The 24126-nt window shown below is 60.9% G+C and carries 21 protein-coding genes and 5 tRNA genes; 22 read left to right on the plus strand and 4 right to left on the minus strand.

Features of this window, described 5'->3' with window-relative positions:
* Window positions 1-2 precede the first annotated feature (2 nt).
* The 7 genes from ACRX4W_RS05230 to typA all read left to right on the plus strand — a co-directional run bounded on the left by ACRX4W_RS05230 (window position 3) and on the right by typA (window position 3788).
* Window positions 3-79 (plus strand) — tRNA-Ile (locus ACRX4W_RS05230).
* A 67-nt stretch (window positions 80-146) separates the two neighbouring features.
* Window positions 147-222 (plus strand) — tRNA-Ala (locus ACRX4W_RS05235).
* Between the two features lie 4 nt (window positions 223-226).
* Window positions 227-303, plus strand: a tRNA-Ile gene (locus ACRX4W_RS05240).
* A 158-nt stretch (window positions 304-461) separates the two neighbouring features.
* Window positions 462-962 carry a bifunctional nuclease family protein gene (locus ACRX4W_RS05245; protein WP_432299505.1) on the plus strand — a complete coding sequence of 167 codons (501 nt, stop codon included), beginning with the start codon at window positions 462-464 and terminating at the stop codon, window positions 960-962.
* A gap of 33 nt (window positions 963-995) precedes the next feature.
* Window positions 996-1352: a hypothetical protein gene (locus tag ACRX4W_RS05250; RefSeq protein WP_432299507.1), complete on the plus strand. Its 357-nt coding sequence runs from the start codon at window positions 996-998 to the stop codon at window positions 1350-1352.
* Between the two features lie 30 nt (window positions 1353-1382).
* Entirely contained in the window at window positions 1383-1832 is a 450-nt protein-coding gene (locus ACRX4W_RS05255; RefSeq protein WP_432299508.1) for a hypothetical protein, read from the plus strand.
* 117 nt (window positions 1833-1949) lie between these two features.
* The gene (gene typA / locus ACRX4W_RS05260) at window positions 1950-3788 is read left to right on the plus strand and encodes a translational GTPase TypA (protein WP_432299510.1); all 1839 of its coding nucleotides are present in this window, start codon (window positions 1950-1952) and stop codon (window positions 3786-3788) included.
* A 129-nt stretch (window positions 3789-3917) separates the two neighbouring features.
* On the opposite strand, the gene ACRX4W_RS05265 is transcribed toward typA, so the two are convergent.
* The 4 genes from ACRX4W_RS05265 to ACRX4W_RS05280 all read right to left on the minus strand — a co-directional run bounded on the left by ACRX4W_RS05265 (window position 3918) and on the right by ACRX4W_RS05280 (window position 6458).
* Window positions 3918-5063: a bactofilin family protein gene (locus ACRX4W_RS05265; protein ID WP_432299512.1), complete on the minus strand. Its 1146-nt coding sequence runs from the start codon at window positions 5061-5063 to the stop codon at window positions 3918-3920.
* Window positions 5064-5169: 106 nt separating this feature from the next.
* Entirely contained in the window at window positions 5170-5859 is a 690-nt protein-coding gene (locus tag ACRX4W_RS05270) for a trimeric intracellular cation channel family protein (protein WP_233504599.1), read from the minus strand.
* A gap of 369 nt (window positions 5860-6228) precedes the next feature.
* A tRNA-Ser gene (locus ACRX4W_RS05275) sits at window positions 6229-6319 on the minus strand.
* Window positions 6320-6367: 48 nt separating this feature from the next.
* Window positions 6368-6458: transfer RNA gene (locus ACRX4W_RS05280), tRNA-Ser, on the minus strand.
* 505 nt (window positions 6459-6963) lie between these two features.
* Between ACRX4W_RS05280 and rpsF the strand changes: the two genes are divergently transcribed.
* The 15 genes from rpsF to ACRX4W_RS05355 all read left to right on the plus strand — a co-directional run bounded on the left by rpsF (window position 6964) and on the right by ACRX4W_RS05355 (window position 24119).
* Window positions 6964-7257: a 30S ribosomal protein S6 gene (rpsF, locus tag ACRX4W_RS05285; RefSeq protein WP_006235831.1), complete on the plus strand. Its 294-nt coding sequence runs from the start codon at window positions 6964-6966 to the stop codon at window positions 7255-7257.
* A 48-nt stretch (window positions 7258-7305) separates the two neighbouring features.
* Window positions 7306-7758 carry a single-stranded DNA-binding protein gene (locus tag ACRX4W_RS05290; RefSeq protein ID WP_006235830.1) on the plus strand — a complete coding sequence of 151 codons (453 nt, stop codon included), beginning with the start codon at window positions 7306-7308 and terminating at the stop codon, window positions 7756-7758.
* 72 nt (window positions 7759-7830) lie between these two features.
* Window positions 7831-8097: a 30S ribosomal protein S18 gene (gene rpsR, locus ACRX4W_RS05295; protein WP_006235829.1), complete on the plus strand. Its 267-nt coding sequence runs from the start codon at window positions 7831-7833 to the stop codon at window positions 8095-8097.
* A 15-nt stretch (window positions 8098-8112) separates the two neighbouring features.
* Window positions 8113-8652: a 50S ribosomal protein L9 gene (gene rplI, locus ACRX4W_RS05300; protein WP_022094073.1), complete on the plus strand. Its 540-nt coding sequence runs from the start codon at window positions 8113-8115 to the stop codon at window positions 8650-8652.
* Window positions 8653-8870: 218 nt separating this feature from the next.
* Complete coding sequence (dnaB, locus tag ACRX4W_RS05305) at window positions 8871-10268, plus strand: replicative DNA helicase (protein ID WP_006235827.1); 1398 nt, start codon at window positions 8871-8873, stop codon at window positions 10266-10268.
* Between the two features lie 93 nt (window positions 10269-10361).
* On the plus strand, window positions 10362-11648 hold the full coding sequence (locus ACRX4W_RS05310; protein ID WP_432299516.1) for an adenylosuccinate synthase: 1287 nt from the start codon (window positions 10362-10364) through the stop codon (window positions 11646-11648).
* A gap of 118 nt (window positions 11649-11766) precedes the next feature.
* Complete coding sequence (purD, locus tag ACRX4W_RS05315; RefSeq protein WP_432299518.1) at window positions 11767-13071, plus strand: phosphoribosylamine--glycine ligase; 1305 nt, start codon at window positions 11767-11769, stop codon at window positions 13069-13071.
* A 21-nt stretch (window positions 13072-13092) separates the two neighbouring features.
* Window positions 13093-13788, plus strand: a complete 696-nt coding sequence (locus ACRX4W_RS05320) for an NUDIX domain-containing protein (RefSeq protein ID WP_432299520.1) — start codon at window positions 13093-13095, stop codon at window positions 13786-13788.
* 185 nt (window positions 13789-13973) lie between these two features.
* Entirely contained in the window at window positions 13974-15746 is a 1773-nt protein-coding gene (locus tag ACRX4W_RS05325; protein WP_432299522.1) for an ABC transporter ATP-binding protein, read from the plus strand.
* Window positions 15747-15765: 19 nt separating this feature from the next.
* Window positions 15766-16731 (plus strand): hypothetical protein, encoded by a 966-nt coding sequence (locus ACRX4W_RS05330; RefSeq protein WP_117564028.1) that lies wholly within the window; start codon window positions 15766-15768, stop codon window positions 16729-16731.
* A 208-nt stretch (window positions 16732-16939) separates the two neighbouring features.
* Window positions 16940-18379: a glutamine-hydrolyzing carbamoyl-phosphate synthase small subunit gene (gene carA, locus ACRX4W_RS05335; RefSeq protein ID WP_432299524.1), complete on the plus strand. Its 1440-nt coding sequence runs from the start codon at window positions 16940-16942 to the stop codon at window positions 18377-18379.
* 1 nt (window position 18380) lies between these two features.
* Complete coding sequence (gene carB / locus ACRX4W_RS05340) at window positions 18381-21695, plus strand: carbamoyl-phosphate synthase large subunit (RefSeq protein WP_432299526.1); 3315 nt, start codon at window positions 18381-18383, stop codon at window positions 21693-21695.
* Between the two features lie 442 nt (window positions 21696-22137).
* Window positions 22138-22602, plus strand: a complete 465-nt coding sequence (gene purE / locus ACRX4W_RS05345; protein ID WP_006235810.1) for a 5-(carboxyamino)imidazole ribonucleotide mutase — start codon at window positions 22138-22140, stop codon at window positions 22600-22602.
* Between the two features lie 35 nt (window positions 22603-22637).
* Window positions 22638-23636: a class B sortase gene (locus ACRX4W_RS05350; protein WP_118373259.1), complete on the plus strand. Its 999-nt coding sequence runs from the start codon at window positions 22638-22640 to the stop codon at window positions 23634-23636.
* A 66-nt stretch (window positions 23637-23702) separates the two neighbouring features.
* Window positions 23703-24119: a molybdenum cofactor biosynthesis protein MoaE gene (locus tag ACRX4W_RS05355; RefSeq protein ID WP_117564036.1), complete on the plus strand. Its 417-nt coding sequence runs from the start codon at window positions 23703-23705 to the stop codon at window positions 24117-24119.
* Window positions 24120-24126 lie beyond the last annotated feature (7 nt).

Here is a 24126-nt window from a genome sequence, read left to right on the forward strand (position 1 = left end):
ATGGACCTGTAGCTCAGTTGGTTAGAGCGTCCGGCTGATAACCGGGAGGTCACAAGTTCGAATCTTGTCAGGTCCACCACTTTCTTTCGCAATAAACACCCCAGCGAGAGCCGAGTCGCCGCTGGGGTGTTTATTACTGTCTCCGTGGGGGTTTAGCTCAGCTGGGAGAGCGCGGGCTTTGCAAGCCTGAGGTCAGGGGTTCGATCCCCCTAACCTCCACCATGATGGACCTGTAGCTCAGTTGGTTAGAGCGTCCGGCTGATAACCGGGAGGTCACAAGTTCGAATCTTGTCAGGTCCACCATCAAAACTGTGAAGAGCCCTGGGGCGTTGCCTCGGGGCTTTTTCTTGTCTGTGATAAATCTCATTTTGGTTTTGTGTGCTGTGCGAAAGATTGGGTAGTATAGCTATTCAATGCGGTGGAGCTGCCGCGTGTTAACCGCTACGTACCGGAGGTGTTCCATGGTTCGTGTCGACATAGAGACCATCGTCATGGCCGCCGGTCCCGTGCCATCGCTTATCGTGCTTCGTGAGCGCTGCGGCAAGTCGGATTCGACGGCACCGCTGCGTTCGCTTTCCATTCAGACCGGCTCGTTTGAGGCCGCGGCCATTAGCCGTGGCATCGATAGCGGTCGCGCCGAGCGCCCGATAACGCATGACCTGCTGCTCGATACCGTTGACGCCCTGGGCGCCAAGCTCGAGCGCATCGAGATCGTTCGCGCCGAGCCGCCGGTGTTCTACGCGACGATCGTCGTACTGGCCGATGGTGACGAGCGCAAGATCGACGCCCGCCCCAGTGATGCCATTGCCTTTGCCGTGCGCAGCAATGCCCCCATGTTTGTGGAGGACGACATCATGAATCGCCTGGGCACTGTTTCTGCCCACACCGAGGAAGTCGACGACGAGCAGGAGTTCGAGAAGTTCGACGAGTTCGTCCATACGCTCTCCCCCGATGACTTCTAAATGCGGGGCGGCCAGGCTGCGGAGCGTTCGCTGATGGCCGGCGGTATGTCGGCCGAGGCGGCTGCGATCGCCCGCGAGGCCCAGATGCGCTCGGAGGCTTCTGAGGCCGCACGCATCGCCTATGTGACGCAGGCCCGCACGCTTCGCGAACGCCGCGCCTCCTTTATCAAGATGGTTACCGTCTCCGCCCTTGTCGCGGTAATCTGTTCTCGTCTTCGTGGTACAGTTGGTGCGCTTGGGTTTTCGATTTCGACGGGCTTGGTCATCTGGGGTGTGGTCGATGCGGTAATGCTGACCAACCAGATCAAGGTACTCGACAAGCGCGCGATGGATATGATGCGCGCCCGCGACGCTGCCGCCAAGATTGCTGCCGAGGCACAAGAACTGTAACGACGCCGGACTCGATGGGAAGGTCTAAAGATGGCACAGGATATGCAGGACGCCGCTAACGTCTCCGCCGAGCTCGACGCCATGGTGTGTGACCTGATTGGTGCGTTCTTGGACGACCTGGCCGCGGGCGAGAACCCGGGCGTGGTTGTGGCAATTGAGGACGCCGCTTCCAACCGTTATCTGGCCGCACTCGACGAAGATGGCGAAGAGGCGTGCCTCGAGGCGGCCACCAACTTTATCTCCGAGCATAAGATGGGTCTTAAGGACGAGGGTCTGGGCCGTATCGCCCGCTATGCCATTGGCTATACCGGCTGCGTCGAGATTGACGGAGGCTACCACGACGCTCTGCTCGTGAGCTTCTTTGAGACGGCGCTCGAGAGCGGTTTTTCGGCATATGTGCTGTATGAGGGCATGGGCGCCGGCGATGGTTTTATGTGGAGCGACCCTGAACCTGCAGGTGAGGAAACCCCTCTCATCTAAAATCGCTAAAATAAACGAGTTTTCGGTAAAAGGCTCAATATTCCCGCTGAGCGTTGTATCGCTGGGCGGGCCGCATACGCGTGCCGTTTGTATATGGATAGAAGATAGGGGAACTACATGCGCGTAGACAATCTGAGGAACATCGCCATCATCGCCCACGTCGACCACGGCAAGACGACGATGGTCGACAAGCTCCTGCGTGCCACGGACGCCTTCCGTGCCAACCAGCAGGTCGAGGACCGCGTCCTGGACTCTAACGACCAGGAGCGTGAGCGCGGCATTACGATTCTCGCCAAGAACATCTCTATCGAGTACAAGGACGTCAAGATCAACGTCATCGACACCCCGGGCCACGCCGACTTCGGCGGCGAGGTCGAGCGCGTGCTGCGTATGGCCGACGGCGCCCTGTTGCTGGTCGACGCTTTTGAGGGTCCCATGCCCCAGACCCGCTTCGTGCTGCGTCACGCTATCGACACCGGCCTTAAGATCATGATCGTCGTCAACAAGATCGACCGTCCGGGTGCCAACCCCGAGAAGGCCTACAACGACTGCCTGGACCTTATGGCCGACCTGGGCGCTACCGACGACCAGCTTGAGTTTGCCATGGAGCATGTCATCTACGCCAGCGGCGTCAACGGCTTTGCCCGTCATGATCCCGAGGACGGCAACATGGACATGTACCCGCTGCTCGACATGATCATCGACGACATGCCCGCGCCCGAGGTCGACGAGACCGCTCCGCTGGCCATGCAGTGCGTGACCATCGACCACTCCAACTTCGTCGGCCGCATCGGTATCGGCCGCGTGTACTCCGGCGCCATCCACCAGGGCGATCAGATCCTGGTCGTCAAGAACGACGGCTCCAGCGCCACCGCTACCGTCAAGCAGCTCTTTACCTTCGACTACCTGGGCCGCACCGAGTGTCAGGAAGTCGGCGCCGGCGACATCGCCGCCGTCGTGGGTATCGACCGCACCGATATCGGCGATGTTTACACCGACCCCGAGAACCCCGTCGAGCTCGAGCCCATCGAGATCGACCCGCCGACCCTGTCCATCGTCTTTGAGGCTTCGACCTCCCCGCTCGTCGGCCGTGACGGCGACATCGTGGGCGCCCGTCAGCTCAAGGAGCGCCTGTTCAACGAGGCCGAGAACAACGTGACCATGAAGATCGAGGAGCTCGAGGACAAGAGCGGCGTCGAGGTCTCGGGCCGCGGCATTCTGCACCTGTCCGTCCTGATGGAGTCCATGCGCCGCGAGGGCTTTGAGTTCCAGGTCGGCCGTCCCCGCGTTCTGTTTAAGAAGGACGAGAACGGTAACAAGCTGGAGCCCGTCGAGCAGGCTGTTGTCGAGTGCCCGGACGAGTACTCTGGCAAGGTCGTCGAGGTCTTTGGCACCTCCGGCGGCATCATGACGAGCATGGATACCTCGGGCATCGTGACCCATCTTGAGTTCAAGATCCCGACGCGTGGCATCATGGGCCTTAAGAACCGCATCATGAACGTCACCCACGGCGAGGGCGTGTTCTACCACACCTTCCTGGAGTATGGCCCCTACGCCGGCGAGATCGGCAACCGCCAGAACGGCGCCATGATCTCCATGACCACCGAGAAGGCCGTTGCCTACGCCCTGGGTACGCTGCAGGAGCGCGGTCAGCTGTTTGTTGAGCCGGGTACCGAGTGCTACGAGGGCATGATCGTGGGCGAGCGCAGCAAGGCCGGCGACATGGTCGTCAACATCGCCCGCACCAAGAACCTGGGTAACCAGCGTTCCTCGACCTCCGACATCTCCGTGCAGCTGGTGCCGCCTCGCACCTTCTCTCTGGAGGAGGCGCTGGAGTACATCGCCGACGACGAGCTGGTGGAGATTACTCCCAAGAACATCCGCCTGCGCAAGCGTCTGCTCAACGCCACCGACCGTAAGAAGGCAGCCGTCCGCGCCGGCCAGGTCAACAAATAAGCGCTGGGGCTTATAACTGCCAATAAGAAAGGGCGTCGACCGCAATGGTCGGCGCCCTTTTTGGTGCAATGGGATCAGGTTGCTTTGCGCCACCACAAAGGTGCCTGGCCCTTTTGTGGTGGTTGGCGGCTAGGCGGTGGGGAGTCCTGGCGTGTTAGCCGGCTGCTGCGGCTTGAGGTGGGCGTTGCGCCAGATGATCTGGATGGCGTAGCCGAGCGTGAAGACGAAGGCTACACCGCTGACAAAGTTGCCCATAAGAGGAAGTGCCGTGAGTGCGCCCGCGACGATACCGCCCACGGCGGCCATGGCGTAGCGGTTTTGGTTGTGTCCGACCATGCGCGCGACCGCGGTGCCCGTAAATGCCGCCGAGACCAAAGCGATGCCGATAACGCCGCACAAGAGGGTTCCGGCAAGCGGCAGGCCAGCGATTGAGATAATCAGCAGCAGGACGGCGGGGACGATAGCGACCGTGCCCAGAAGACCGCTCACCCACAGGGGCGTGGGGCGCTGGTGGAGCATTCCGGCGGCGCTGGCGGTCGCGCGCGGAAAGACGAGCTCGAGCAGCAGAGCGACAAAGCAGGTCGAGAGCGCCGCGGCGACGATGCCGCCGATGACATCGTTAACGGTGGAAGAATCCTCGTTCTCGGTGCGGTCGATCTTGAGCGCGCCGACCTCGGCTCCCGCGGCGCGCTCGGGGTCCTCGGAAACATGGGCGTTCACGGTGCCGGTGATGTGGGCGTTCTTGCCCAGGATGAGCTTGTCGGCCCAGACCTCGACATCGCCCTCGACGGTGCCATCGATGGTCACCGTATCGCCCGCGAGCGCTGCCGACTTGGTAGAGCCGCGCAGGGCAACCGTCTCGCCTATCGCATAGAAGCAGTTGGCGGTGCTGTCGGAATTGAGCACGACATGCTGACCGACGACCGTGACGCTGCCATCAACCGTAGTCTTGGCAATGTCGATGGTGCGCGCCGCAAGACGAACGGCGCCGCCCACCGTGCAGTCGCGGATCGAGAGGGTATCGCCCGCAGCGATGATATCGCGGTCGATGGAGGTGTCGTCCAGGTTGAGGCTCTGACCTGCCCAGTACAGGTCACCTTCGACGCCGGACGGATTGGCGTCATTGTCGGTCGCAAGTACGTTGCCTGCGGTGTCCGTGCCGGCAAGAGCCGTAGCGGGAAGTGCGGTGAGCGCCAGAGCGATGAGCGCGAATAGGATGGTGATGCGGCCCCACGCTTTACGGCGTTGGGTCGACGGGAATTGATTGTGGGGCATAGTGAATCCTTCGTCAGATGCTCGATATGCACCTAACAGGGTACCCAACGCGTGGGCGCTCTAAAAGAACCTCTCGGTTGCATTTCGAAGGATGAGCCCGCGCAATCTACTTTTTGTGGTGCAAAAAGCGCGCGATGTCCTCTTCGGTGGGGCTTTTGATGTCAAAACGCAGCGACAGCCAGCGCAGCCCCATGGTTACCGCAACGCATACGATCAACGCGGTGATGTTGCTGACGACGCCGCTCATGACAAGGCATACATAGCTCGCCGAGCCGGCGATGGCTGCGATGGCATAGAAGTTGGTGCGCTGGAAAATGCCCGGTACCACGCCCATAAAACTGTCGCGCAGCATGCCGCCGCCCACCGCGGTGAAAAAGCCCATCATGATGCACACTGCCGGCGCAAAGCCGTAGACCAGCGCCTTGTCTGCTCCGGTGGCGGCGTAGATGCCGACCGATATGATGTCGAGCAGGGGAATGAGTTTTTCGGGCTTGTCGACGATTGCCGGAAAGATGTAGATGATGGCTGCCGTGGCAATGGAAAGCGGGAGCGCCATCGGCTGGTTGAGGATGTAGACGTTGCCCACCTGCAGCGTCATATCGCGCAAAAGACCGCCGCCCAGTCCGCAGACCACAGCGAGCGCGACGGCGCCTACCAGGTCGAGCTTGTGCTCGCGCGCGACCAGCACGCCTGAGATCGATGCCGCGACAACAGCGAACATCTCGAGCCAAAACGGAATAGCGACCATGGCATCCGTGGCGTGTGAGGTAACGGTCATAGCAGCGACGACGGGCAAGATGGGGTCCTTTTGGTTGCGGGTTTAGACAATGCCCGTACATAGTACATGGTTGGCGGGCGTGGTGACCCTATTGCTCGGTAAACGGTCGGGACTGGGTGGGGGCGTAGGTACCATGTTTGGGGATCTGGGTTGATGCTGAACGCGATGGGGGCGTGGCTGAATAGGAGGGATGTCCAAATTTTGAGCTTTGCTCAAAATTTATCCGGTCGGCTTACGCCGACCGCGCTGCGCTAAAAACGCGCCCGTGGCGCGTTTTCTTTACGCTCCGCGTCCTGACGGGTTCGAATCCCTCCTCCTCCGCCGTATTTGCTTGTAAGGGACTCTAAACAAAAAAGCCCCCGTTTTCGGGAGCTTTCTCAACCAAAATGGCGGAGGAGGAGGGATTCGAACCCTCGTGACCTTATACAGGCCAAACGGTTTTCGAGACCGCCGCATTCAACCACTCTGCCACCCCTCCGCGTGGGGTAAAAACAAAGCAGGCTCGAAGGCCTGCTTTGGAATTAACTGGCGGAGAGTCAGGGATTTGAACCCTGGAGACGCTTTTGACGCCTACACGATTTCCAATCGTGCTCCTTCGGCCACTCGGACAACTCTCCGTTAAATGCGAAAGTCAGTATACACGAGGAATCGCAAAGTGCAAACAGAAAAGTTGGCATTTTTTAAAACGCTTGGCCGTGCTTGGCGCTGCAGCGGGGCTTGAGGTCCCAAAAAACGGCTTCCGACCAGCGTGGTTGATCAACTCAATTGTTCAAAAAAGGGTATTCATAAGCGACTTGGCAATGAATTTAAAAATCTTTGGGTGGTGCTGTGGGCCACTGGTATGCATTTTGCGACCACAGCCTTGTGCCCGCTGACCTGCGGCTTGGCTCAGCTTGTCCCCACGGCACCGTATCTTGAACACAGATCCGTCAAGCATTTGGTCAGCATTTGGTTGGAATGCGCATGAAACGTCGTGCGAGTATGGGCATATGTGGAGGTCATGAGGTTGTAGCTGCATATTCTTGCGGCCTGGGAGGTTGAAAGATATTATTACCAAGTCTTTTCCTGCTTCAGGCGCACCTTCACGACCTGGAGCCACATTTGCCCAGAGGAGGTGACAATATGAAGGCTTATGAACTGCTGTTCTTTGTTGACCCGTCGCTCGACCCCGAGACTCGTCTCGCTGTTATGAAGCGTATCGATACCACGATCGCTGAGGGCGCTGGCAAGGTCGACTCCGTTGACGAGTGGGGCAAGCGCAAGCTCGCCTACGAGATCAACGACCTCACCGATGGTGACTACACCCTCATCAACTTCCACGCAGATCCTACCCAGATCGCCGAGCTTGATCGCGTCCTGCGCATCACCGACGCTGTGGTCCGCCACATGATCGTCCGTCGCGACGACCAGGAGTAAGACTGTCGTTTTGGACTGGGCTTGTGCCCCAAGAGGAAGTAGTGAGTTATGAGCATCAATCGAGTGAACATCACCGGTAACCTCACCCGCGATCCCGAGCTGCGCGCCACCGCCGGCGGAACCCAGGTTCTGTCCTTTGGCGTCGCCGTGAACGATCGTCGCCGCAACGCGCAGACTGGCGAGTGGGAGGACTATCCCAACTTTGTCGACTGCACCATGTTCGGCACCCGCGCCGAGGCCGTGAGCCGTTTCCTGGCAAAGGGAAACAAGGTCGCGATCGAGGGCAAGCTGCGCTACAGCTCTTGGGAGCGCGACGGTCAGCGCCGGAGCAAGCTTGAGGTCATCGTCGATGAGATCGAGTTTATGAGCTCCCGTGGTGGCCAGGGCGGCTACGATCAGGGCGGTTACGCCCCCGCAGCTCCCGCGCCCGCAGCACGTCCTGCCGCACCGGTGGCTACGCCGCCCGCGGTCGACGTCTACGATGAGGACATCCCGTTCTAAGGGTTGTTCACCTATTTTTGAGTGAGAGGCGGCTTCGGTTCGCCGAAGTAGCCAAATGAAAGGTATTTTGACATGGCTAATGATTTTTCTGCACGTCAGCCGCGTCGTAAGTACTGCCAGTTCTGCAAGGAGAACACTGAGTTCATCGACTATAAGGACACTCAGCTTCTCCGTAAGTACATGACCGACCGTGGCAAGATCAAGCCCCGTCGCGTCACTGGCGCTTGCACGCAGCATCAGCATGACATCGCCAACGCCATCAAGCGCGCCCGCGAGATGGCTCTCCTGCCGTACACCGTCCCCGTGGTTTCCTCTCGTGGCAACCGCGATCGCGGCTAAGAAGGGAGACGCATCATGAAGGTTATTCTTCTCGATGAGATCAAGGGCAAGGGCGGCGAGGGTGACGTCGTAGAGGTCGCTCAGGGTTACGCTGAGAACTTCCTGTTCCCCAAGAAGCTCGCTGTTGCCGCCACCAAGGGCAACCTCAAGCAGCTTGACGAGCGTCGCAACAACATCGCCAAGCGCGAGGCCGTCCGTCTGGCTACCGCCAACGAGACCAAGGCTGCCTTTGAGGGCAAGACGGTCACCGTTGACGTCAAGGTCGGCGACGAGGGCATCCTCTTTGGCTCCGTTACCGCCGCTATGATCGCTGACGCCATCAAGGCTCAGCTCGGTATGGACATCGACCGCAAGCGCGTCGAGCTCGGTAAGCCCATCAAGGTTGCCGGTGCCCACACCGTTGCCATCTCGCTGTACCGCGAGATCAAGGCCGAGGTTGTCGTTCTCGTCGGCGTTACCGCCGAGGAGCTCGCTGCCGAGGCTGAGGTCGAGGAGGCCGCTGAGGTCGCCGAGGCCGAGACCGCCGAGGTCGAGACTGAGGCTGCTGCCGAGTAGCATTTGCTGCAACGCAACAATCTTGTTCTAAGAAGGGCGCTCTGGGAAACCAGGGCGCCCTTTTGTTTTTTGCGCTGAGTGAGTGTCATGGTGAACGTTGCGTCGAAGTCCTATATACAGGACCGTTCATCCGTTTGGTTCGGTGATGATTGGCGGCGCGCGGCGCGTTTTGGGACCGTGGCTGATACTATGGATGCTCGCAAGCGATATGAATGAGGATGCTCATGGCATATGACGATAGGGAGACCGGGCTGACGGTTGAGGACCGCGGCTCCAAGTTGGGTCTTCCCCAAAACCAAGATGCAGAGGCCAATGTACTGGCCGCTATGCTGCTATCGCCCGAGGTGGTCGAAGAGGCCCAGGTCGAGCTGCAGCCCGATGACTTCTACCGGCCCATTCATAAGACCATCTATACCGCGATGGTCGATATGTACAACAGCCGCATTCCCATCGACTCCATCTCGCTGATCGATTACCTGCGAAGCATCAACAAGCTTGATGCCGTGGGCGGCGAGGCCTACATTTTGGAGTTGATGGGTCAGACCCTGTCGCTCGTCAACTGGCAGCACCATGCCGCTATCGTTCGCCGCGATTCGATGCTGCGTGAGCTGATCGGCGCCACCAACGAGATCAACGCGCTGGCCTATAACGCTCCCACCGATACCAAAGAGGTCGTGGAGCTGGCCGAGAGCAAGCTGCTCAAGGTCACGGCACGCGAGGTCAAGTCGAGCTACAAGACGCTGACCGAGTTTATGGTCGAGGCCTATAACGAGGCCGAGGAAGTGTGCCAGGCCGGTGGCCAGGCTGCGGGAGTGCCCACGGGCTTCCCGTCACTCGACCGCATGCTCATGGGTTTTCGCGAGGGCCAGCTCATCATCATCGGCGCCCGCCCTGCTGTGGGTAAGACGTCGTTCGCCCTGAATCTGGCGCTCAACGCTGCCGCGGCCGGTTATACCGTCGGCTTCTTCTCGCTGGAGATGTCGGGCAAGGAAATTGCCCAGCGTCTGATTTGCGCCTACGCCATGATTTCGATCAGTGACTTCCGCATGGGCCGCATTAGCCCCGAGCAGTGGGCCAATATCAACGAGGCCACGCAGACCTTGTCCAAGCTCGATATTCTGATTGACGATACGCCCGGCACCACAGTGACCGAGATTCGCGCCAAGAGCCGCCGCATGCTCCACAACAAGGAGAAGGCCATCATTATCCTGGACTACCTGCAGCTGGTGAGTCCTCCGCCGGGACGCCGCTCCGAGAGCCGTACCGTCGAGGTCTCCGAGATGTCGCGTGGTCTGAAGATCATGGCCAAGGAACTCAAGATCCCGCTCATCGCGCTGTCGCAGCTCTCGCGTCAGGTCGAATCCCGTACCGGCAAGCGCCCGCAGCTTTCCGACCTTCGTGAATCGGGCTCCATCGAGCAGGACGCCGATATCGTTATGTTCTTGGACCGCTCCGCCGACGAGGCCGAAGCCTCGCGCGACGATCGACCCGATGAGGGCGTCACGCGTATCGTCGTGGCCAAGAACCGTTCGGGCCCGATCGGCGACGTCGACCTGATGTTCCTGCCGGCATCCACCAAGTTCTATGAGCTTGATGGGGCACATGCCGAGGAGTAGGACAGGCGCCCGTTGCACGGGTATACTGGGAATGTTTTGTGCTTCTGCGTGCCGGCGTGGCGCGTAGACAGTCCATGAATGTAAGGAGTAAACATGCCGTCAACCGTTTTGGTCGGTGCCCAGTGGGGCGATGAGGGCAAGGGTAAGATTTGCGACTTGGTCGCCGGCGACTTCGATGCCGTCGTGCGCTACTCGGGCGGCAACAACGCCGGCCACACCATCGTCGTCAACGGCAAGAAGTACGGCCTGCACCAGGTGCCCTCCGGCATCATGTATTCCGACCATGTGTCGGTGATCGGTAACGGCTGCGTCGTCAACCCCAAGGTTGTCCTTGAGGAGATCGACATGTTCGAGGCCGACGGCATCACCACCAAGAACCTCAGGATCAGCGGTAACGCGCATGTCATCATGCCGTACCATATCGATCTGGATGGCGCCTTTGAGCAGAAGCTCGGCAAGAAGAACATCGGTACCACCAAGCGCGGCATCGGTCCGTGCTACCAGGACAAGATGGCCCGCATCGGCCTGCGTATGCAGGACATGCTGGACGAGGCGCTGTTCCGCGACAAGCTGGAGACCGCTCTTGCCCGTGTGAACCCCGAGCTCGAGCTCATCTACAACCTGCCCACCTACACCGTGGACCAGATTTGCGACGAGTATCTGCCCATGGCCGAGCGCCTGCGCCCCTACATCACCGAGACGAGCCTGCTGCTCAACAACATGATCGACGAGGGTAAGGACCTGCTGTTTGAGGGCGCCCAGGCGACGCTGCTCGACATCGACCACGGCACCTATCCGTACGTGACGTCTTCCAACTGCACCGCCGGCGGTGCCATCACCGGCTCCGGCGTGGGCATGAAGAACGTCGACCGCGTGCTGGGTGTCATGAAGGCCTATATCACCCGCGTCGGTTCGGGCCCCATGCCCACCGAGCTTTCCTATGAGTCCGAGGCCGGTCACACGCTGACCGAGGAGGGCTATGAATACGGCGTGACCACCGGTCGTCGTCGTCGCTGCGGCTGGTTCGACGGCCCCATCGCCAACTACGCCTCGCGCGTCAACGGCCTCACCGATATCGCCCTGACTAAGCTCGACGTGCTTTCGGCCTTCGACACCATCAAGGTGTGCGTGGCCTACGACGTCGATGGCGAGCGCTACACCAGCGTGCCCGAGCATCAGGTGCGCTTTGAGCATGCCAAGCCCATCTACGAGGAGCTCCCCGGCTGGAAGTGCGACATCACCGGCTGCCGCAGCTTTGATGAGCTGCCGCAGGAGGCTCAGGACTACGTGGCGTTTATCGAGGATCTGGCACACACCCGCGTGACGTTCATTGGCGTCGGCGCCGGTCGCGAGCAGATCATCAACCGATTCTGGAAGTAATCGGGACTATTTGGTTATTGCGATATACCCCTTTGCAGCCCAAGCGGGCGGCCGAGGGGTATATTTGCTTGCAAAGGGCTCGCGCGGAGCGGGCCATTCATCCATAGAGGAGGCACCCTTGAAGGCGGACACTCAAACCATCGACATCCTGTTGTTGGGCAGCGGCGGCCGTGAGCATGCTTTGGCAGCTAAGCTCGCAGCATCACCGCGCGCCGGCAAGCTCTACATCGCGCCGGGCAACGGCGGCACCGCGAGCTGCGGCGAGAACGTTGTTCTCGACGACTGCGATCCTGCGGCCGTGGCGGCGTTTGCGCAGAGCCACGGATGCGGACTCGTGGTAATTGGCCCCGAGGCTCCGCTCGTGGCGGGTGTGGCCGACGCCGTGCGCGCGGCGGGTATTCTCTGCTTTGGCCCGGGTGCCGAGGGCGCCCAGATGGAGGGCTCCAAGCTGTTCTCCAAGCAGCTCATGGAGCGCGCGGGCATTCCGACGGCAGCCTACGGCTCGTTTACCGACGAGGCTTCGGCTCTCGCCTACGTGCGCGAGCAGGGCGCCCCGCTGGTCGTCAAGGCCGACGGCCTTGCCGCGGGCAAGGGCGTCATCGTGGCGATCGAACTTGAGCAGGCCGAGGAGGCCGTGCGAGAGTGCTTTGGCGGCACCTTTGGCGATGCCGGCAATACTGTGGTCATCGAGGAGATGCTGACCGGCCCCGAGTGCTCGCTGCTCGCCTTTACCGACGGCAAGACCGTGCGCCCCATGGCCACCTCGCAGGACCACAAGCGCGCGCTCGAGGGCGACAAGGGCCCCAACACCGGCGGCATGGGCGTCTACAGCCCGGTGCCCATCGTGACCGACGAGGAGCACGCCACCATGGTGAAGGTCATGGAGCAGACCGTGGCCGAGCTCGCTGCCGAGGGCATCGACTACCGCGGCTGCCTGTATGGCGGCTTTATGCTCACGCCTGCCGGCCCCAAGGTGCTGGAGTTCAATGCCCGCTTTGGCGACCCCGAGACGCAGGTCGTGCTGCCGCGCCTTAAGAACGACCTGGTTGAGGTCATGCTCGCCTGCGCCAACTGCGAGCTCGATCAGATTGAGCTCGACTGGCGTGACGAGTGGGCCGTGGCCGTTGTCCTGACGAGCGCGGGCTATCCCGGCAGCTACGAGAAGGGCAAGGTCATCACCGGTATCACCGATGCCGAGGCCATGGAGAACGTGACCGTGTACCACGCGGGCACTGCTGTGGTGAACGGCCAGCTCTTGACCAATGGTGGTCGCGTGCTTGCCGTGACCGCTCTGGGCGACACGTTCGAGAACGCTCGCAACCTTGCCTACGAGGCCTGCGAGAAGATTGATTTTGAGGGCAAGACCCTGCGTCACGACATCGGCCTGCGCGCGCTGCGCGGCCGCGACGCCTGGGATGCCTAAAGTCCGAGAGGAATGAGACGGATGGACGAAAAGAACGAAGAGCTCGTGGATGCGCAGATCGTCGAGGAGGACAGCCGCGTGTATGGGCACGCCGAGGGCGACCCTGGTGGCGAGGTCGCTGACGAGCCGGCGCTGGTGCTGGGCGACGACGACCCACACGATGCCGAGCTGCACGAGAAGATTCTTTCGGAGGAGTGCGCCTGGAAGGGCAAGATCCTCGACGTCCACCGTCTTGAGGTTGAGCTGCCCAACGGTCGCCGCAGTGCCCGCGATATCGTTCGTCATCCGGGTGCGGCGGCCGTTGTGGCGCTGACCGAGAGCGGCAAGATCGTACTGGTGCGTCAGTACCGCACCGCCATCGACCGCGTGACGGTCGAGATCCCCGCCGGCAAGCTCGACCCGGGCGAGGACCCACTCGATTGCGCTAAGCGCGAGCTACACGAGGAGACGGGCTTTAGGGCCGGTCGCATTCGCTTTTTGACGTCGATTGTCACGTCCTGCGGTTTTTGCGACGAGATCATTCACATCTACTTGGCTACCAAGCTGGAGTTTGATGCGCCCAACCCCGACGATGACGAGTTTGTCAACGTTGACCTGGTGCCGCTGCACGAGCTGATCGACGCCGTGCTCGACGGCAAGATCGAAGACGCCAAGACCGTCGTGGGCGCTCTTGCCTGCGACAGTATCGCTCACCGACTAGGCGGGGCAGAGCTGTAACGAGCGGGGATGATCCCGCAGGTTTGTGTAAGTCAGCGAAAGTGCTCCATTTGAGACAAGGTGGTCTAAAAGAGGAGGGAAGCGTATGGATATACGCGACCGACGATTGAAGGCCAGATTTTCTCAAATGGGGCGCTTGCAGCGTCGAGACGAAACGCGGTTTGGTAAAACCGCGTAAGGTGATTATGCTGAAGAGGTTTCTTTCTTACTACAAGCCCCAGATGGGGCTTTTTGTTGCCGATACTGTTTGCGCTCTGGTGCTTGCTGCCATTGACCTTGCGTTTCCTATTATTCTGCGCAATCTGACCAGCGGGTTGTTTACCCAGGGTCAGGCTGCCATTATGCAGGCGCTCGGTATGATCGCGGTGGGTTTGGTGCTGATGTATATCATCCGTTGCGCCTGCCGCTACTTTGTGAGCTACTGGGGCCACGTGATGGGCGCGCGCATGGAGTCCAAGATGCGCGAGGACCTGTTTGACCAGTACGAGCGCTTTAGCTTTGCGTACTTCGACCGTAACAGCTCAGGCGACATGATGAGCCGTGTGGTCAACGACCTGTTCGATATCTGCGAGGCGGCGCATCACGTGCCCGAGTGGATCATCATCTGCGGCATCGAGATTATCGGCTCGTTTGTGATCCTCTTTACCATCGCCCCGGTGCTGGCGCTTGCCATGGCTGTGGTGACGGCAGCGTTTGCGGTCATCATGTTTTGGCAGAACATGCGCATGCGCGAGGTCTTTAGCGACAATCGCAAAAAAATCAGCGGCATCAATGCGCAGCTGCAGGATTCGCTGGCGGGCATGCGCGTGGTCAAGAGCTTTGCCAATGAGGAGACCGAGCGCTCTAAGTTCCGCGCCTCCAACAATCGCTACCTTTCGTCCAAGGAAAACATGTATCACGCCATGGGCGTCTATACTGCGACGTATGGCCTGCTCTCGGGCGTGCTGTACGTGATCGTGGTGCTGCTGGGTGGTTGGCTCGTTGCCCAGGGTCAGCTGCAGGCGGTCGATATGGCAACCTTCGCGCTCTACATTTCGCTGTTCTGCACGCCGCTCGAGACACTCGTCAATTCGGCCGAAATGTATCAGAAGGCCATCGCTGGCTTTAAGCGTATGGACGAGGTGCTCTCGACCGCGCCGGATATCCAGGACAAGCCGGGCGCCACGGATCTGCAGGTGACCGCCGGCGCCGTGGATTATCACGACGTGTGCTTTAACTACGAGGACGTTGAGCTGGGCGAGGGTGATGCCGAAGAGCGTCCCGTTATCGACCATATGAATCTGTCCATCAAGCCCGGGCAGACCATCGCTTTGGTTGGCCCTTCGGGCGGTGGCAAGTCCACGACCTGTTCGCTGCTGCCGCGCTTTTATGACGTGGCTGCCGGATCCATTAGCATCGACGGCCAGGACGTGCGCGATGTGACGCAGCAGAGCTTGCGCCGCGCCATCGGCCTGGTGCAGCAGGATGTCTACCTGTTTGACGGAACAATCGGCGAGAACATCGCCTACGGCAAGCCGGGCGCTACGGCAGAAGAGATCGCCGAGGCCGCCCGTCGCGCCAACATCGATGCCTTTATCGAGTCGCTTCCACAGGGCTATGACACGGTCGTGGGCGAGCGCGGCAGCCGTCTTTCGGGCGGACAGAAACAGCGCGTTGCCATCGCGCGCGTGTTTCTCAAGAACCCCAAGATCCTGATTTTGGACGAGGCGACGAGTGCTTTGGATAACGAGAGCGAGGAGGCGGTGCAGGAGTCACTCGAAGAGCTGGCACGCGGCCGCACCACGATTATCATCGCCCATCGTCTTTCGACCATTAAGCATGCCGATGAGATTGCGACCGTTGAGCATGGTCGCGTTGTGGAGCGTGGCACGCACGAGGAGCTTCTCGCCCGTGACGGCACCTATGCCCGTTACTATCGAATGCAGTTCGAAGGTGCGCGTGCGCACGAGCTCGACTGATTGATATGACAGGAAGTTTATGGCTGACAAGAACCCTTTGACTCCGGAAGAAGTGACGGAGTTATTCTCCGAAATCGATGCATCCGGCGTCTTGGATCCCACGCTTGCCAAAAAGCGAACCGAGCGCATGCGTGAGAAGGAGGCTGCGGCCAAGCGCGGTGACAAAGCGGCGCTAGCGCAGCTGCGCAGCGAGGACCGCGCGAGCCAGGCAAAACATATCGACCCGCTGTCCGAGGACGATCCTTCGGGCTCGCAGGTGAGCCATACCATTACGAAGACCGCGATGGCCGTGGTCATCGGTATTCTGGTGCTGATCGTGGGCATGCAGATCGGCTACGGCGTGATGCGCCGTCTGAATACCGCCAACCTGTCCGAGAGCGTTTCGGTGGATACCGTTTCGACGGCGCTGAAGGGCGGCCTTGAGTGGGGCAACGGCTTTACGCAGTTTCCGCTCGATTTTACCGTCGACGAGGCCGATGAGCGCACGGGCACGGTTGAGGTGACGGTGTTGGACACGTCGTCTGCCAATGAGCTCGAGCTGCTGTCCAACGGGCAGATTCAGGCCGCTGCGCTTGCGACCAACGCGCTGCTCAACGATAAGATCGACCGCGTGGTGTATAACGTTCACGCCTATATCGACGAGGATAGCAACATTCAGCACGATTCCTTCTTTGGCATGTTTCCCGCGCGGGGTCATCAGAGCGCCATTTTGACGTTTGTGTGGACCAAGAGCTCATCCAACGCCACGAGTATCGACTGGAAGATGCGCATCGTAAGCATGGACGACACCATTGCCGAGCGCATTCAAAAACAGGTGAACTCGGTTTCGTCGCTGATCGAGGACCCGGTGGTGAGCCAGACCAAGATTGACGAGGAAAAGGCCGAACGTGACCTGGAGCATCGTCTGCATGGCCGCGAGATTTTCCGCGGCGGCAAGCCCGATCGCTCACCGTCCGATCTGCTGGAACAGGACAAGCAAAAGTAAGAGGCCATTATCCCGCGTGAGCCACAAGCCCACGCGGGATAATTTTTCTGGGACGGGGATTAAATAATCATTATGCATAGAAAGTCATAATTATCATTTCGTAAACATTTCGATGAAATTAACGCCATGAGGCATGCTTGCGGTTACAATACCGCGAGGCCTAACTACACACCTTTAAGCCGGTCCTGTGAGACCGGGAAGGAGAATTATGGCGAACAACCATACCGCGGGCGCTGCCGCCCGCACCTTCGCGCCCAGCGAGCTTTGCCAGCGTATGCTGGCCAAAACCAGCAAGGGCACCTGCGGTCCCTGTATCCTGTATCTTGAGGATGGGACCATTTTTTATGGACGTGCATGCGGCGCCGAGGGCACCGCGACCGGCGAAGTCTGCTTCAACACCTCGCTCGAGGGCTACTTTGAGGTCATGACCGACCCGAGTTATGCCGGCCAAATTGTAACCATGACCTATCCGCAGATCGGCAATTACGGTATCGACGAGACCGATGTCCAGTCGGCCTTCCCCGGCGACGCCGTGCGCCCTGCGAGCGCTCCGGCTATGCGCGGCATGATCGTTCGCGATATGTGCGCCACGCCTTCTAACTGGCGCTCGGCCGTCAGCGTGCCGGAGTACCTGCGCGCTCACGGCATCGTCGCTATCGAGGGTATCGACACCCGCGCTCTGGTGCGCCATCTGCGCGACAATGGTTCCAAGATGGGCATTATCTCGACCGAGATCTTCGACGTCGACGAGCTTGCCGAGCGCTTGTCCGCTGCGCCCACGCTGGTAGGCGAGAACCTGGTCAAGACCGTAAGTTGCCCCGCGCCTCACGAGTTTGTGGCCGCCGACCTGCCTGCCACGCATGACTTTGCGCTTGCGGCTGCCGCTCCTGCCCGTCACAAAGTGGTCGCCTACGACTGCGGTGTGAAGCGCGGTATTCTGGAGGGCCTGGTCCGTGCCGGCTGCGATCTCACCGTCGTGCCGTGGGATGCGCCCGCCCAGCAGGTGCTCGACATGAATCCCGATGGCGTCTTTTTGTCCAACGGCCCCGGCGACCCCGATGCCGTGGTGGAGACCTATGAGCAGGTACAGCAGCTGATCGGCAAGGTGCCGGTCTTTGGCATTTGCCTCGGTCACCAGATGATCAGCCTGGCCTGCGGCGCCCAAATGGAAAAGCTTAAATTCGGTCACCGTGGCGGTAACCAGCCGGTTATGAATCTGGTGAGCCGTCGCGTGGAGATCACCGCGCAAAACCACGGCTTTGGCCTGCTGTTCCCCAGTCTGGGCAAACTGATTCCGGAGCTTTCCGGCGGCGAAACCGAGCATGCGGCCGACGGTGACCTGCGCGCCTGGGTGCGTCGCGGCATCGCGCCGGTCGTGATGAACGAGCGCTTTGGTCGCATTCGCCTGACACATGTGAACCTCAACGACGGCACCGCCGAGGGCATCCAGCTGCTCGACGCCCCGTGTTTCTCGGTCCAGTACCACCCCGAGGCTTCGCCTGGCCCCACCGATGCCCACTATCTCTTTACCGCCTTTACGCGACTCATGGACGGCGAGGAGAACTACCTGGACATCGACACCGCGAAGGACCGCCTCGCCGGCTGGAATTTCGCCGAGTCCGAGAACGCTGCGACCGAGGAGAACTAACATGCCGAAACGTACTGACATCAAGCGCATCCTCGTTATTGGTTCGGGCCCCATCGTTATTGGCCAGGCCTGCGAGTTCGACTACTCCGGCGCCCAGGCCTGCAAGGTGCTCAAGGAGGATGGCTTTGAGGTCATCCTGGTCAACTCCAACCCGGCGACCATCATGACCGACCCGGGCTTGGCCGACCGCACCTATGTTGAGCCTATCACCGCCGAGTTTATCGAGCGCGTGATCAAGAAAGAGCGCCCGGACGCGCTGCTGCCCACGCTGGGCGGCCAGACCGGTCTGAACGCCGCCGTCGAGCTGGCAAAGGACGGTACGCTCGACAAGTACGGCGTCGAGATGATCGGCTGCGACCTGGCCGCCATCGAGCGCGGCGAGGACCGCAAACTCTTTAACGAGGCCATGGCCGAGATTGGCCTGGAGGTCGCGCGCTCGGGCTACGCCTACAGCGTGGCCGACGCCGAGGCCATCGCCGAGCGCGTGGGCTATCCCTGCGTGCTGCGTCCGAGCTTTACCCTCGGCGGTGCCGGCGGCGGCATCGCGCATACCCACGAGGAGCTCGTCTCCATCGTGAGCCAGGGCCTTGAGCTCTCGCCTGCCCATGAGGTGCTGGTCGAGGAGTCCATCGAGGGCTGGAAAGAGTATGAGATGGAGGTCATGCGCGACCACGCCGGCAACGGCATCATCGTGTGCTCCATCGAGAACCTCGACCCCATGGGCGTGCACACCGGCGACTCCATCACCGTGGCGCCAGCGCAGACCCTCTCCGACCTTGAGTATCAGCGCATGCGTGTCGCGTCGCTCGCCATTCTGGAGAAGATCGGCGTCGAGACCGGCGGCTCCAACGTGCAGTTTGCCGTGAACCCCCAGACCGGCCGCCTGATCGTCATCGAGATGAACCCGCGCGTGAGCCGTTCGTCCGCACTGGCCTCCAAGGCCACGGGTTTCCCCATCGCCAAGGCCGCCGCGCGCCTGGCCGTGGGCTATACGCTCGACGAGATCGTCAACGATATCACCAAGGCAACGCCCGCCTGCTTTGAGCCCACGATCGACTACTGCGTGGTCAAGGTGCCGCGCTTTGCCTTCGAGAAGTTTAAGGGTACCGACCCCACGCTCACCACGCGTATGAAGGCCGTGGGCGAGATTATGGCGATCGGCCGCACCTTTGAGGAGGCCTTCGGCAAGGCCATGCGCTCACTGGAGGACGGTCACCAGGGCATCTGCGCCGGTGGCAAGGAGGGTGCCGACAAGCTGAGCGACGATGAGCTCGCTCAGGCCGTGGCAACCCCGACCGAGCACCGCATCTTCTTTGTGGTCGAGGCCCTGCGCCGTGGCTGGGACATCGCCCACATCCATGCCATCTGCGGTATCGATCCGTGGTACCTCAACCGTATCAACGACATGGTGCAGGTCCAGGAGAGCATCCGCGGCCTGCGCGTGGAGGATATCGACGCCGACGCGATGCGCCTGCTCAAGCAGTACGGCACGAGCGACGCCGAGATCGCCGCGCTGACCGGCTCGGACGAGCGCTTTGTGCGCGCCTATCGCAAGGGTCTGGGCGTGGTTCCCAGCATGAAGACGGTCGATACCTGCGCGGCCGAGTTCTCGAGCGCCACGGAGTACCACTACAAGACGTACGAGAACATCTACCGCACGAGCCCGGATGCCAAGAAGTGCGTGGCTCCCGACGAGACCACGCCGGCGGACAAGCCCAAGGCGATGATCCTGGGCGCCGGCCCCAACCGCATTGGCCAGGGTATCGAGTTCGATTACTGCTGCGTGCACGCGAGCTACGCGCTGGCGGCCCGCGGCTTCGAGACCATCATGGTCAACTGCAATCCCGAGACCGTTTCGACCGACTACGACACGTCCGACCGCCTGTACTTCGAGCCGCTCACCTACGAGGACGTCATGGACGTCATTGACGTTGAGCGTCCCGACGGCGTCGTGGTGACGCTCGGCGGCCAGACCCCGCTTAAGCTGGCGCGCATGCTCGAGGAGAGCGGCGTGAACATCATGGGTACCAAGCCCGACGCCATCGATTTTGCCGAGGACCGCGAGCGCTTTGCCGCCCTGCTCGACAAGCTGGGCATTATGTACCCGCCGGCGGGTCAGGCCACCTCGTTTGAGGAGGCCGAGGCCGTGGCCGCGCACATCGGCTACCCGCTGCTGGTGCGTCCGAGCTACGTGCTGGGCGGCCGCGGCATGATGATCGCCTACGATGCCGAGCATCTGCGCGATTACATGGCAGAGGCTGCGCGCATCAGCCCCGACTACCCGGTGTATCTGGACCGCTTCCTGGAGGGCGCAATCGAGTCCGATGTCGACGCCCTGTGCGATGGCGAAGAGGTATACATCGGCGGCATCCTGGAGCATATCGAGGAAGCCGGTATTCACTCCGGCGACTCCGCGACCTGCATCCCGCCGTTCAGCTTTAGCGAGAGCCTGCAGGCGAAGCTCCGCGAGACCACGCGCCGCATCGCGATGGCGCTGGGAGTCCGCGGTCTGGTCAACGTGCAATATGCCATCAAGGGCGAGACCGTCTACGTGATCGAGGCCAACCCGCGCGCCAGCCGTACCGTGCCGTTTATCTCCAAGGCCACCGGTGTGCCGCTGGCCAAATGCGCGGCGCGCATCATGGCAGGCGATTCCATCGCGAGCTTGGGCCTGCCGAGCGACGAACGTCAGCTGGACTGGTTCTGCATGAAGGAAGCCGTCATGCCCTGGGGTCGTTTCCCGGGCGCCGACGTCATCCTGGGGCCCGAGATGAAGTCGACGGGCGAGGTCATGGGTATCGCCAAGAGCTATCCCGAGGCATACGCCAAGACGCAGCTGGCGATTGACTACAAGCTGCCCGACCCGAGCGTCGGCAAGGTGTTCATCAGCGTGTGCGACCGCGACAAGCGCCACATCCTTTCGGTCGCCCGTATCCTGCGCTACCTGGGCTTTGACATCTGCTCCACCGAGGGTACGGCGCGCGTGCTGCGTGGAGGCAACGTGACGTGCGAGGTCGTGGAGAAGATTAGCGGCCCGCACGACGGCGAGCGCCCCAACATCGGCGACCTCATCGCCGATGGCAAGATCGCGGTGATCATCAACACGCCGTACGGTCCGGGCTCGCGCGGCGACGGCTATCTGCTGCGCACCGAGGCAGTGCGACGCGGTGTGACCTGCGTGACCGCGATGTCTGCCGCCAACACGTACGTGAGTGCCATCGAGGCGGTGCGTGAGGACCAGCAGGGTCACGGCAGCGCCAACGACATGGGCATGGACGTCATCGCCCTGCAGGACCTGCCGCAGCACACGCTGTAGTTGACCTGGCCGGCCGGGGCGGGAGGGGCCGAGATTTCCCCCTTTCGCTCCGGCTGCAAGCAGAGTCGCTCAGGAAGAAACTCGGCCCCTCCCGCCCCGGCCTGCGGTGACTTGGCTGCGCCGTGTGCTGCGGAAGGGGCTTTGCGCGATGACTGGGGCTGAGAAAAAGTGAGTGTGGGATCCGCCGTTCGTTCGAACGGCGGATCCCACGTTAATATTTCAGCCAACGTACGTCATAGCAATCCCCGGTAGGTCGAAGGTGCTCTGCGGCGGCCCGGTGTTTTCATCTGAACGACTTTGCGTAGCAACCGGAGTGAAGATGAAAACACCGGGCCGCCGCAGAGCACCCACAGACCGCAGGGACGGGAGCAGCTATACTACTCTCAGTAGTTAAGGGTCGCGGATTCGCTGCGTCACCGCTCTCAACAGGAGGTCTATGTTTATGGCAGATCAGAAGCCGGTTGTCGGGATCATCATGGGTTCCAAGTCCGATCTGGGCGTTATGGAAGGCTGCACCGCCGAGCTCGAGGCACTGGGTGTGCCCTATGAGCTCGTCATTGCGAGCGCGCACCGCACGCCGGCGAAGGTCCACGAGTGGGCTTCGACTGCCGCCGATCGCGGTATCAAAGTGATTATCGCCGCCGCCGGCAAGGCCGCTCACTTGGGTGGTGTCGTGGCTGCCTTTACGCCGCTGCCGGTTATCGGCGTGCCTATGAAGACGAGTGACCTGGGCGGCATGGATTCGCTGCTATCGATGGTGCAGATGCCTTCGGGCGTGCCCGTGGCCTGCGTTGCCATCAACGGCGCCAAGAACGCCGCCATCTATGCCACACAGATTCTGGGTGCTTGCGACCCCGAGTACCGCAAGGTTATCGAGAAGATGAAGCAGGAGATGGCTGACGCCTAAGCGTTCCGCCGTTTCACCGCAGTATAAGGAGAGCCATGTCCGATTATCAGGGAAAACGATTCAAGGCTTCTCAGATTCCCGATCCGTCGAAGCCAGGTGCTGCCCGTGCGGCACAGCAGGGTCGGACATCCTCTCCTCAGCAGCCGCGCGCGCCGCGCCCCGTGACACCGGCGACGCATCGTCGACAGGACGCGCCGGCCGCATATCGTCCTTCGTCTTATAGCTCCGCTAAGAAGCCGCCCCGGTCTTCATCGCATGCCGCGCCGTCGGATTGCACCGAGCCGCCGCGCAAAAAGCGCCGCTCCATTATTCCCATTCTGCTCATCATCATCGGTATCGGTCTGATTGTCGCCGCCGCCGCTATCTTTATTAATGCCCAGATTGGCTATAAGCAGGCGAGCGATTCGTATCAGAAAATCGAGAAGCAATATGTAAGCGATAAGGACGCCAGCGGCGTGCCGATTATCGACTTTGATGCGCTTGCTCAGACGAACCCCGAGATTGTGGGTTGGATTTACGTGCCGGGAACCAACATCAACTATCCCGTGGTGCAGACCAACAACAACTCCAAATACCTCAACACGCTGTTCGACGGAACGGCTAACGCGTCCGGTGCCATTTTCCTGGATAGCGATGACACCGCGCCGGGAATGGTCGACCAGCAGACCACGATCTACGGTCACCATATGAACGACGGGTCGATGTTCAACGTGATTTCGGACACCACTGATCAGGCGACGTTCGATAGCATTGAATATGTGTACTACATCACGCGCGATGCGACGTATAAGCTGCGTCCGCTGGCGACCAAGGTGGTCGAGGACACGTATGCCAAGGCGCGCACGACCAATTTTGAGGGCGACGATGGGCTCAAGAACTACCTGTCCGAGATGCTCGACGGTGCCTCTGCCGTGGCGAGCGATGCCACCGATCGTGCCGCTTCGGCAACTAAGGTTGTAACGCTCGTGACCTGCCGTTCGCTGTCGCTGAGCAACACACGCGCCGTCATGGTGCTCACGCCGGTCGAGGAATAAGTTGTTCGAGAGTAGCTAAAAAGCCCCGTCCCAAATTAGCTACTCGACGACGGTAAGGGAGAAATGATGCTCGAGAGTGGCAAATTGATGCCTTCGATTGATGCTTGGCTGCGCGAGGCCAAGGCCGATGCTTCGGCGGCAGGCTGTGGGATGTATCTGACGCATAACGGTGTGGTGCGCGCGACGCCCAAGGCTGAGGTGCGCGGAGTCGAGACCGATGGCGTGGCGCCTGGGCATAAGGTGGGCGGCATGGTGTTTGGCTTCGATGCTCAGAAGGTGCAGGCTGCTATCGAGGCGACGCGTGCGATGCCGGGTATCGGCTATGTGCGTGTGTGGCTGGCAAGCGGCGAGCTTGCCGTAGGTGACGACATCATGCTCGTGCTCATCGGCGGGGACATTCGCCCGCACGTGGTCGATGCGCTGCAGGCGCTCGTTGGCACCATTAAGAACGAATGCGTGAGTGAGGTCGAGCGCGAGGCGTAGAGGCTTG

It is taken from the genome of Collinsella aerofaciens (assembly GCF_964283865.1).
Classification (GTDB): domain Bacteria; phylum Actinomycetota; class Coriobacteriia; order Coriobacteriales; family Coriobacteriaceae; genus Collinsella.

Excerpts from the sequence above, each read along its gene's own strand:
- typA (WP_432299510.1), top strand. The coding sequence starts at position 1,950 with ATGCGCGTAGACAATCTGAGGAACATCGCCATCATCGCCCACGTCGAC.
- ACRX4W_RS05320 (WP_432299520.1), top strand. The coding sequence starts at position 13,093 with ATGGACGAAAAGAACGAAGAGCTCGTGGATGCGCAGATCGTCGAGGAG.
- ACRX4W_RS05290 (WP_006235830.1), top strand. The coding sequence starts at position 7,306 with ATGAGCATCAATCGAGTGAACATCACCGGTAACCTCACCCGCGATCCC.
- ACRX4W_RS05250 (WP_432299507.1), top strand. The coding sequence starts at position 996 with ATGGCCGGCGGTATGTCGGCCGAGGCGGCTGCGATCGCCCGCGAGGCC.
- ACRX4W_RS05355 (WP_117564036.1), top strand. The coding sequence starts at position 23,703 with ATGCTCGAGAGTGGCAAATTGATGCCTTCGATTGATGCTTGGCTGCGC.
- ACRX4W_RS05310 (WP_432299516.1), top strand. The coding sequence starts at position 10,362 with ATGCCGTCAACCGTTTTGGTCGGTGCCCAGTGGGGCGATGAGGGCAAG.
- purE (WP_006235810.1), top strand. The coding sequence starts at position 22,138 with ATGGCAGATCAGAAGCCGGTTGTCGGGATCATCATGGGTTCCAAGTCC.
- ACRX4W_RS05255 (WP_432299508.1), top strand. The coding sequence starts at position 1,383 with ATGGCACAGGATATGCAGGACGCCGCTAACGTCTCCGCCGAGCTCGAC.
- carA (WP_432299524.1), top strand. The coding sequence starts at position 16,940 with ATGGCGAACAACCATACCGCGGGCGCTGCCGCCCGCACCTTCGCGCCC.
- ACRX4W_RS05265 (WP_432299512.1), bottom strand. The coding sequence starts at position 5,063 with ATGCCCCACAATCAATTCCCGTCGACCCAACGCCGTAAAGCGTGGGGC.
- ACRX4W_RS05325 (WP_432299522.1), top strand. The coding sequence starts at position 13,974 with ATGCTGAAGAGGTTTCTTTCTTACTACAAGCCCCAGATGGGGCTTTTT.
- ACRX4W_RS05350 (WP_118373259.1), top strand. The coding sequence starts at position 22,638 with ATGTCCGATTATCAGGGAAAACGATTCAAGGCTTCTCAGATTCCCGAT.
- rplI (WP_022094073.1), top strand. The coding sequence starts at position 8,113 with ATGAAGGTTATTCTTCTCGATGAGATCAAGGGCAAGGGCGGCGAGGGT.
- carB (WP_432299526.1), top strand. The coding sequence starts at position 18,381 with ATGCCGAAACGTACTGACATCAAGCGCATCCTCGTTATTGGTTCGGGC.
- ACRX4W_RS05330 (WP_117564028.1), top strand. The coding sequence starts at position 15,766 with ATGGCTGACAAGAACCCTTTGACTCCGGAAGAAGTGACGGAGTTATTC.
- dnaB (WP_006235827.1), top strand. The coding sequence starts at position 8,871 with ATGCTCATGGCATATGACGATAGGGAGACCGGGCTGACGGTTGAGGAC.
- rpsF (WP_006235831.1), top strand. The coding sequence starts at position 6,964 with ATGAAGGCTTATGAACTGCTGTTCTTTGTTGACCCGTCGCTCGACCCC.
- ACRX4W_RS05245 (WP_432299505.1), top strand. The coding sequence starts at position 462 with ATGGTTCGTGTCGACATAGAGACCATCGTCATGGCCGCCGGTCCCGTG.
- rpsR (WP_006235829.1), top strand. The coding sequence starts at position 7,831 with ATGGCTAATGATTTTTCTGCACGTCAGCCGCGTCGTAAGTACTGCCAG.